12 protein-coding genes and 1 rRNA gene are annotated in these 8,654 nt (G+C 41.4%); 1 reads left to right on the forward strand and 12 read right to left on the reverse strand.

Annotation, left to right across the window (positions count from 1 at the left end; translation table 11 throughout):
- The first annotated feature begins 120 nt into the window (after positions 1-120).
- On the forward strand, positions 121-405 hold the full coding sequence (locus tag E2R53_RS22300; protein WP_175443492.1) for an AbrB/MazE/SpoVT family DNA-binding domain-containing protein: 285 nt from the start codon (positions 121-123) through the stop codon (positions 403-405).
- 179 nt (positions 406-584) lie between these two features.
- Here the strand turns inward: E2R53_RS22300 and rsmI are convergent, their stop codons facing one another.
- From rsmI to rrf, 12 genes are all read right to left on the reverse strand, one after another.
- A complete protein-coding gene (gene rsmI, locus E2R53_RS22305; RefSeq protein WP_133313852.1) occupies positions 585-1,460 on the reverse strand; it encodes a 16S rRNA (cytidine(1402)-2'-O)-methyltransferase in 876 nt (291 codons plus the stop codon).
- A complete protein-coding gene (locus E2R53_RS22310; RefSeq protein WP_133313853.1) occupies positions 1,438-1,761 on the reverse strand; it encodes a GIY-YIG nuclease family protein in 324 nt (107 codons plus the stop codon). Before E2R53_RS22310 ends, rsmI begins: the two co-directional genes overlap by 23 nt.
- Positions 1,748-2,491, reverse strand: coding sequence for a tRNA1(Val) (adenine(37)-N6)-methyltransferase (locus tag E2R53_RS22315; protein ID WP_133313864.1), 744 nt, complete (start codon positions 2,489-2,491; stop codon positions 1,748-1,750). The genes E2R53_RS22310 and E2R53_RS22315 overlap by 14 nt, the downstream gene beginning before the upstream one ends.
- 152 nt (positions 2,492-2,643) lie before the next feature.
- Entirely contained in the window at positions 2,644-3,009 is a 366-nt protein-coding gene (gene yabA / locus E2R53_RS22320; RefSeq protein ID WP_133313854.1) for a DNA replication initiation control protein YabA, read from the reverse strand.
- A gap of 13 nt (positions 3,010-3,022) precedes the next feature.
- On the reverse strand, positions 3,023-3,850 hold the full coding sequence (locus E2R53_RS22325; RefSeq protein ID WP_133313855.1) for a PSP1 domain-containing protein: 828 nt from the start codon (positions 3,848-3,850) through the stop codon (positions 3,023-3,025).
- A gap of 2 nt (positions 3,851-3,852) precedes the next feature.
- The gene (gene holB, locus E2R53_RS22330; protein WP_435796810.1) at positions 3,853-4,842 is read right to left on the reverse strand and encodes a DNA polymerase III subunit delta'; all 990 of its coding nucleotides are present in this window, start codon (positions 4,840-4,842) and stop codon (positions 3,853-3,855) included.
- An 18-nt stretch (positions 4,843-4,860) separates the two neighbouring features.
- Positions 4,861-5,301: a YaaR family protein gene (locus E2R53_RS22335; RefSeq protein ID WP_133313857.1), complete on the reverse strand. Its 441-nt coding sequence runs from the start codon at positions 5,299-5,301 to the stop codon at positions 4,861-4,863.
- Positions 5,302-5,314: 13 nt separating this feature from the next.
- On the reverse strand, positions 5,315-5,644 hold the full coding sequence (locus tag E2R53_RS22340) for a cyclic-di-AMP receptor (RefSeq protein ID WP_070875703.1): 330 nt from the start codon (positions 5,642-5,644) through the stop codon (positions 5,315-5,317).
- 95 nt (positions 5,645-5,739) lie between these two features.
- Positions 5,740-6,366 (reverse strand): dTMP kinase, encoded by a 627-nt coding sequence (gene tmk, locus E2R53_RS22345; RefSeq protein WP_133313858.1) that lies wholly within the window; start codon positions 6,364-6,366, stop codon positions 5,740-5,742.
- Between the two features lie 5 nt (positions 6,367-6,371).
- Positions 6,372-7,799, reverse strand: a complete 1,428-nt coding sequence (locus E2R53_RS22350; RefSeq protein ID WP_133313859.1) for an aminotransferase class I/II-fold pyridoxal phosphate-dependent enzyme — start codon at positions 7,797-7,799, stop codon at positions 6,372-6,374.
- 84 nt (positions 7,800-7,883) lie between these two features.
- Positions 7,884-8,087, reverse strand: coding sequence for a sigma factor G inhibitor Gin (locus E2R53_RS22355; protein WP_286166384.1), 204 nt, complete (start codon positions 8,085-8,087; stop codon positions 7,884-7,886).
- A gap of 475 nt (positions 8,088-8,562) precedes the next feature.
- Positions 8,563-8,654: ribosomal RNA gene (gene rrf / locus E2R53_RS22360) — 5S ribosomal RNA — on the reverse strand; the annotation flags it as partial.

The raw sequence follows: 8,654 nt of genomic DNA on the forward strand, positions 1-8,654 counted from the left end.
GATATTTGAGGATTGACGTTTATTGGAAACACTGTTATGATTATGAGGATGAAGATTTTGTCGAATAATGACGAAGTTTAAGAAAAAAACATATAGAGAACCTATTTTTGGGAGGAGAACATAAACATGAAATCTACAGGAATCGTACGTAAAGTTGATGAGCTCGGCCGTGTGGTTATTCCAATCGAATTACGACGCACATTAGGAATCGCAGAAAAAGACGCATTAGAAATCTACGTGGATGATGAAAGAATTATCCTTAAAAAATATAAGCCAAACATGACTTGTGCTGTAACTGGCGAAGTATCTGATGATAACTTCACTCTAGGCAACGGAAAATTAGTTCTTAGCCGCGAAGGTGCAGAACAAATCCTTAAAGAAATTCAAAGCAACTTAGTAAAATAATTCAAAAAGGACCTGACAGCTATTGTCAGGTTCTTTTATTTTTGGAGATAAGATTAGAATGAAATTTGCCCATTTTTGTCTAACTCCCCGGCCAGAACAGATCCGCAAGTATTGGGAAATAGAGCCTTTTCTGGGGATCATTATTGTCATGCCTGAGCTAATAGGCACATCCGCTTTTCTTATTGATCAACATGATAGGACTGATAAACGTCCCTCTTCGGAATGCTGCGTTCCTTTGCTACCTGCTTGATTGCTTCTTTTGAAGCATACCCTTCACTTACATAGTGATTGACGTGCTCTTCAAGTGTCATGGAGTCCCACCACTTTTCTTCAGCAGGCACATCATTTTCATCCCGGCCTTCTACAATTAAACAAAATTCGCCGCGAATCTGATTTTCCTCCGACCACATTACCGCATCGCTTATTGTTCCCCTCACGAATTCCTCAAAGCGTTTAGTCAGCTCTCTTGATAAGCATATTCTGCGGTTGCCCAAAATCTCGCTCATTACCGCCAGGGTTTCCTTCAGCCGGTGCGGAGATTCATAAAAAATCATCGTTTCCGTACGCTTCGATAATTGTTCCAGCTGTTTTTTCTTTTCTTTTTTCTGTCTTTCCAAAAATCCGAAAAAGAAGAATGGCTGCGGTGTTATTCCTGATGCCACCAAAGCGGTAAGGGCTGCATTTGCACCCGGAAGAGGGATGACCTTTCCGTTCTCTGCCAATATTTCTTCTACAAGCTGGCTGCCGGGGTCTGAAATGATCGGCATCCCGGCATCACTTATCAATGCAACGTTTTTTCCCTGCTTCATCAGCTCAAGGATTTTATGTCCGCTTGATTCCTTGTTGTGCTCATGATAACTGATCAGATGAGTGTCAATTTCAAAGTAATTGCAAAGCTTTTTCGACTCCCGTGTATCCTCAGCGGCAATCACGTCAACCTCTTTTAAAATATTGATTGCACGAAACGTCATATCTTCTAAATTCCCTATAGGAGTCGGGACCAGGTAAAGGGAACCCCACTCTGTATCTTGATTAAAGCTTTTTTGTTCCTGCATCCGTATCATCCTCTCCCTGCAAAAATCCCCATACCTTTTCCTCATCAGGCACATTCAAAAATTCGTCCTTCTTTTTCCTGGACAGCTTTTTAAAGTAATATTCTGCTTTCAGAGCATCACTTTTCTTTTCAAACTGCTTGTTATACAGCAAGGATACTGGTTTTCTTGCACGGGTGTATTTAGCGCCTTTTCCAGCATTGTGTTTTTGAATGCGGGCCTCTAAAGCATTTGTGTAGCCTGCATAATAGCTCCCATCCCTGCATTCAAGCACATAAAAGAAATGAGTGCTATTTGTCTCCATATAAAATCTCTTTTACTTCTTTTGTGTATTCATTGGTTTCGTCATATACAAACAAAGGAGGCAGAATCTTTAAATCTGGCTGTCCGCCCTTAATTCCTTCTATTAATAAAGTATTCGCTTCTTTTCCCTGTTTCGGGTAAACAAGCTGAATCCGCTTAGGTTCAATTTTATATTTTTTCATAAGCTCTGTAATTTCAATTAATCTTCCCGGACGGTGAACAAGCGCTATTTTGCCGCCCATTCTGACAAGCTTGCTGCTTGCCTTAATGACATCCTCAAGTGTGCAGAGGATTTCATGACGGGCAATGGCTAGATGTTCATTTTGATTGATTTCGTCTTTCTTAGGCGTTTTAAAATAAGGAGGATTGCACGTAATCACATCAAACTTCCCGTGGCCTAGTACTGCCGGCATGTCCTTTAAATCGCCATGGATCATGGTAATCTGATCCTGAAGCTGATTATAGGCAACGCTTTTTTCAGCCATTTGAAACAATCTCTCCTGAATTTCAACTCCTGTAATCATCGCTTTGGACCTTGTAGAAAGCAGCAGCGGCACAACTGCATTCCCTGAACATAAATCAAGGATCTGTCCTTTTTGTATCGGCATATATGCAAATTTTGAAAGAAGAACCGCATCTAATGAAAACGCAAAGACAGACGGACTTTGAATAATCCTTAAATCCTCTGCCAGTAAATAATCGAGACGTTCATCTCCTATTAAATCAACCATCATAAAATCCTTTCTTTTTTGTTAGTATTGACAAAGTATACCCCATCCATAAATTCAAACTTCAAACAGTGGAGTTCTTAACTTTTACGGTGGGGGTTTATTGCCCGTTTATGCAAGATAAAAAAAGCTTTCCCCTAAGCAGGAAAGCCAGTTTATTTCTTATTAAGAAAGGAAAGACAAAACAAGCAGTCTCCATCTTTGCGGACACTTCCATAATGAACATTGCAAATATGGAAGCCTTCCTGATAAAGACGGGCCAGATTGTCGTATCCCTCTCCAATGTCCACAATCTTTGAATCCAGTGCCTGTTTATCTGTATGCTGTTTATTCTGCTTCTTTTTTTCCGCTGCAGCAGTCGCGTTCAGACGCCTGCGAAGGTTATCATTTTCAAGCTGCAAATGATGATTTTCCTCAAGCAGCTCGCCTAAATGATGCTTCAGCTCTCCAAGCTGTCGATACAGAGAGCCGATTTGTTCCTCCATACTGCTTACAGATTCAAAGATCTCTTTTTTATCCACTTGTTCCACCTCATTAATCTGTGGATTTCATTGGAACTGCGCCTTCTTTCATTAATTCTTCCCAAGTAAATTCAACCACGCGGTCTTTTTCTGAAAGTTCAACCTGCAATACCCGTTCCAATATATTTAACCCGACTACTTTTCCGATACCGATTGGAGTCCCGATCGATTCTCCAATATCCGGAAGCTGTTCTTTAGCAGATTCGTACTCATCATTCTCATATTTTAAGCAGCACATTAATCTGCCGCATAACCCTGAGATTTTCGTAGGATTCAGCGAAAGGTTCTGATCCTTGGCCATCTTAATGGAAACCGGTTCGAAATCCCCTAAGAAAGTGGAGCAGCACAGCATTCTTCCGCAAGGTCCGATTCCGCCAAGCATTTTGGCCTCATCCCTGACCCCTATTTGTCTTAACTCAATTCGAGTTTTGAAGATGGCAGCGAGATCCTTAACCAATTCCCTGAAATCTACGCGTCCATCAGCGGTGAAGTAAAAAATAACCTTGTTTCTGTCAAACGTATATTCAACATCAACAAGTTTCATATCAAGTCTGTGCTCATTTACTTTTTGCTGACAAACCTCGTAGGCTTCTTTTGCAGCATGATGATTTTCGTCTACAATCAGGCGGTCTTTCTCATCAGCTACACGAAGAACCTTTTTAAGCGGCAAGACTATATCATTCTCGCCAACTTGTTTCTTATGAATAACTACTTTGCCAAACTCTACGCCTCTTACCGTTTCAACAATAACAAAATCGGCGTTTTCTATTTGAAGCCCATTAGGGTCGAAATAATATATTTTACCCGCTTTTTTAAAGCGGACACCCACTACATCGTACAATCTTATCCCTCCTGCAAAGATAAAACCAATTGCTCCATCAGTAATTGTGGACTCACATTCATCTGGAGTCTTTTTTTTGCTTCTAAAATAGAAGTGATTTTTTCAAGGACCATTTGCCTCGATACTTGAATGGCGTGCTGTTCTAACTGTGGAAGCAGATCTTGATAGATAACATGATCCGTATTGCCAATTTGGATGGAAAGAATGTCTTTATATAAATATAATAGCAAGTCATAGCCCATGTCCTGCTGTTCTTTTTCTGCGAAAAATGGCATCCATTGCGTTTGAACGTGGACAAATGCCTGTCCGTTCCGCTTTGATATCACTTCATACAATTTTATCACTACAAGTCTTGCCTGTGCAAACCAATCATCTCGACTTAATTCGAGCGCTTTTTCAACATTGTTGGTCATTCTTGCTGCAAGCTTAGCAAAATTAGGGGATACCTCCTGCTTTAACAGCTCTTTCTCAATAGCTGAAACAGGCAGCGGCATAAAAGTGAGCGTTTGGCACCTTGATAGAATTGTATTTAAAATTTGATGCACTTGTTCAGTCATCAAAATAGCCATTGTATTGGCATTTGGTTCTTCCAAAAATTTCAGCAGACTGTTGGCAGCATTAGCCGTCATTTTGTCAGCATGCGAAATAATGTACAGTTTTTTGCTTGATTCTACGCCGGTTTTTGTGAATTCTCCCTGAAGATCTTGAATCTGCCACTTTTTGATTGATAACCCGTCCGGTTCCACCAGATGAACATCAGGATGATTGCCGGAATGGATGCGTTTGCAGTTTCTGCATGTTTCACACGGCCTGAAATCTTCGGTATTTTCGCAAAAGAAGCTTCTGGCAAGAAGCAAGCTGATTTCTTTTTTCCCTGTTCCTTTTCTTCCTTCAAAAAGGTATGCATGAGCCAGCCGGTTTTTCTCGAGACTGTTGCCCAGCAATTTCAGTACTTTAGGCTGATAATCAGCAAGCTCATTCCAAGTACTCATCGTCATATCTATCACTCTTTACGTATAGAGGTTAATTAAAAGGCCTTTAATTTCACCTATTTTTTCCAGTATGTCGATGGATGACTGATCTTCATTGAGCAGACTTTCCGTCAGTTCAATCAGATGCTGATCCAGTTGTTCTACAGTTAAAAGCGAGCGGCTGTTACCGCTATAGTCGAAGCTTCCGGACTGCTTCAATTTCAGTCCATAGTTAACAGCTTCTTGTACGAAGCGTCTGACAAGCGATTTATATCTTGAAAGATCCCTCATATTCCTGGATTTCGCAATACGCCGGCCAGCCTCTTCAACATTTGCCATCAATGTATTCAATTGCTGCAGCTGCAGCTTGGATTCTTGTTTCAGCACCATTTCTGAGAATGGCTTGGATCCGGCTGCTGATGTTTTCTGATTGGCATTTCTCTTATCTAATCCAGTACGAAGCTCTTGATTGATCTTCATTTATTCCCACGCCTTAAAAATGATGGAATTGTTCAATCGGAAGCACAAATACTGTCGCTCCGCCAACTTCAACTTCAACAGGATAAGGTACATACGAATCTGCATTTCCGCCCATAGGAGATACTGGAGCTACAAGCTGTTCTCTTGATTGACAGTTCTCTTTAATAACGGCCAAGGCTTTCTCAACACGCGCATCTTCCGTACCAATCATGAATGTTGTATTGCCGGATTTTAGAAATCCGCCAGTCGTTGCGAGTTTCGTTGCTCTGAAATTATGTTCAACCAATGCGCTTGAAAGCTTATTGCTGTCCTGATCCTGTACAACCGCAATAATCATTTTCATAGGTATGCCTCCTTATAGTTTAACAGCTTAATCCTGATAAAGCATTGTTTCATTTATGGTAATTGTAACATTGTTGTTACTTATTATATCAGCGTTTACTTTAAATAAGGAATTAAAACTTCCTTTACGTCACGATAGACGTCTTCTAAAGACTGATCAGCATTGATGACTTTTATCCGTTCAGGGAATTTATCGATTAATTGTTTATAGCCCTTTTGAACCTTTAAATGAAAGTCCATCTTCTCTAAATCCAGTCTGTTCACTTCTCTGCTGTCACTGCCATTGATTCTCAATAGTCCGCGCTCAGGCTCTATATCAAAGTATAAAGTTACCTCAGGCATGACACCGTCAATGGCAAACATATTTATAGAATAAACATCATCCACACCAATTTCTCTAGCATACCCCTGATAAGCAAGCGAGCTGTCAATAAACCGGTCACAGATAATCAGTTTTCCCTCATTTAAGGCAGGAATGACTTTCTCGACAATATGCTGGCGTCTTGCAGCCGCATACAGCAAAGCCTCAGTTCTTGAATCCATTTCTGTATTTTCTTTATTTAAAATTACTTCGCGGATTTGCTCAGCAATCCTGATTCCTCCCGGTTCACGGGTGAAGACTGCCTCTATTCCCTTTACCTTGAATTCCTCTGACAGCATATTCAGAATCGTTGTCTTTCCTGCACCATCAGGTCCTTCAAATGTGATAAAAATCCCTTTCATTACAATCACCTTTTCTTTATATAAACTGCAAGCTTTTCTTCTGTCAGTGCCCTGCTGCCCTGAAACCTAGCACCGCCCTGAATCAGCGCCTGTATTTGGCTGATATGTTCCTTCGTTATTCTTTCTCCCTCCATTAAAAGAGGGATTCCGGGCGGATATGGAATAACCGCATCTCCGCTTAATAAGCCGTCCGCATCTTTAAAAGATACAACCTCTCTACTATACCCATTTAACTGATGATAGGATAGGGGGAGCATACTGATCGGGCTGGTGCCGGTCTGTAAAAATAGAGGATTCAATTCGTTTTTTCCAGTGTAAGTACTGTTTATAGCGGTATACCCAAAATGAGGGACTATCTCGCTTGAGAGCGGCAAGACGAGCAAAACATTGTGCAGGTCTGCAAGCTCTGTATAGACGCCAGAAGCCTCTAAGTGACTCTGAAGCTCAAAACCGGACATTCCAATAGTTGACTTAATCGTAAGTTTAAGAGGATCAGTACTTGCGTTTCTGTCACTAGAATGAACAATCGAAAGCTCATCTATTTTCTTAATCCTATTTTTAAAAGAATTGATTGCGGCAGAAATGGAATCAACTGCTTCTGCAGATCTTAAACCCTGCAAATAATCTCTTGCCAAGTCCAACGAGGCCATGATCGGATAAGAGGGACTGCTGCTCTGTAAAATGGATAAAAAGCGGCCTATACGGCCTGCATCTGCCAATGTGCTTTTCACATGCAAATACGACCCCATTGTCATTGCAGGCAGCGTTTTATGGGCAGATTGAACAACAACATCTGCACCAGCCTCCAATGCTGATGGCGGAAAAGGATCCCCCAGTATAAAATGGGACCCGTGCGCTTCATCCACCAAAACAGGGATGTTCTTTTCATGTGCAAGCTTTACCGCCCCATGGAGGTCACACGCAAGTCCGTAATAATTCGGACTTGTTAAAATTAAAGCTGATGCATTCGGATATTCTTTTATCGCTTCAGCAATGGTTTCCTGCGGCACATAAGAAGGCACCCTCAATTCTTCATCAAATTTCGGCGCCAGAAACACGGGGCGAGCCCCCGCCAGTCTGATCCCATTAATGATGGATTTATGACTGTTCCGCTGGACTAAAACCGGCTTATCTCTCTCACAGCAAGCCATAATCATTGCGATATTTCCTGATGTTGAACCATTGACTAAAAAGAATGTTTTATCTGCTTTATATAGAGCTGCTGCAAGCTCCTGAGCCTCCGCAATCGGACCGCTTGGATCATGAAGATCGTCAAGTCCCGTGATCTCAGTCGCATCTATCTTTAATATCTCTTCAAAATCCTCTATTGCCTCTTGAGAAAAAACCTGTCCATATTTATGCCCGGGTACATGAAACGAAACCGGGCGCTTCATCGCATGCTTTTTTAGAGCTGAATACAGCGGAGTCGCCATCTAAACAAAAACCGTCCTTTATTATGTATTACCGCTATTATATCAGTAGAAGGTCAATAGAAAAAGCCGCCTGGACCCGGCAGCTTAAGAATAGAGCGGCGGCGTTTTCACTCTCCGCAGTTTATCAATAAAATATTTATATTTAGGATCTTCTGTTCCGGTTTGAATCATATCAGTCTCGCAATCTGTACAAACAAAGCTTGTATAGAGATGAATTCCCTTCGCCTTCTCTGTATCACATATAATACACGTTTCCCCAGCCGGTTTCTTCAATTCTTCCGAATTCAATGCTCTCCACCTCCATACAAACAGTTTTGCCACAGATCAAAAGTTGTATACAAGATTTCGAATTATCTTACCCTCTCTAATTGTATGATGGTGTTCACAAATCGTGTATGTCTAAAAAAAAATATCTGGGCTGAAAGCTTTTTTAGGATGAAGGCAGCTAGAAACGACCAGTTCCAGAGTTTTTTGTTTGTAAGCTGGATCATATTATGATGCTTCGTTCTGTTCTGGAGCTGCTGCTCATTCATTTACAGGATTCGTCCCATGCTGAAGTTTTTCTATTTATGCTCGCTCACCAGTCATTTGTGCTCTTCTTACCTCCTTTTCTGGTCGCCAAGTAAGATTTATGCCCGTCATCGGTTACCTTACCAATAAGCTGGATCCACTTTCACCTGCTATCTTCCCCAGCTGCCCATGACCATTCTCCTTTTTTTATACAAAAAAAGAACAGCATCTCTGCTGTTCTTCTTTTATGCGTGCCTGGCAACGTCCTACTCTCACAGGGGGAAACCCCCAACTACCATCGGCGCTAAAGAGCTTAACTTCCGTGTTCGGCATGGGAACGGGTGT

This window comes from Peribacillus frigoritolerans (assembly GCF_004358755.1).
Lineage (GTDB): Bacteria > Bacillota > Bacilli > Bacillales > Bacillaceae > Bacillus_P.

Coding starts and splice junctions, on each gene's coding strand:
- rsmI (WP_133313852.1), bottom strand. CDS start 1,460: ATGCAGGAACAAAAAAGCTTTAATCAAGATACAGAGTGGGGTTCCCTT.
- E2R53_RS22310 (WP_133313853.1), bottom strand. CDS start 1,761: ATGGAGACAAATAGCACTCATTTCTTTTATGTGCTTGAATGCAGGGAT.
- E2R53_RS22315 (WP_133313864.1), bottom strand. CDS start 2,491: ATGGTTGATTTAATAGGAGATGAACGTCTCGATTATTTACTGGCAGAG.
- holB (WP_435796810.1), bottom strand. CDS start 4,842: ATGAGTACTTGGAATGAGCTTGCTGATTATCAGCCTAAAGTACTGAAA.
- E2R53_RS22335 (WP_133313857.1), bottom strand. CDS start 5,301: ATGAAGATCAATCAAGAGCTTCGTACTGGATTAGATAAGAGAAATGCC.
- E2R53_RS22340 (WP_070875703.1), bottom strand. CDS start 5,644: ATGAAAATGATTATTGCGGTTGTACAGGATCAGGACAGCAATAAGCTT.
- tmk (WP_133313858.1), bottom strand. CDS start 6,366: ATGAAAGGGATTTTTATCACATTTGAAGGACCTGATGGTGCAGGAAAG.
- E2R53_RS22350 (WP_133313859.1), bottom strand. CDS start 7,799: ATGGCGACTCCGCTGTATTCAGCTCTAAAAAAGCATGCGATGAAGCGC.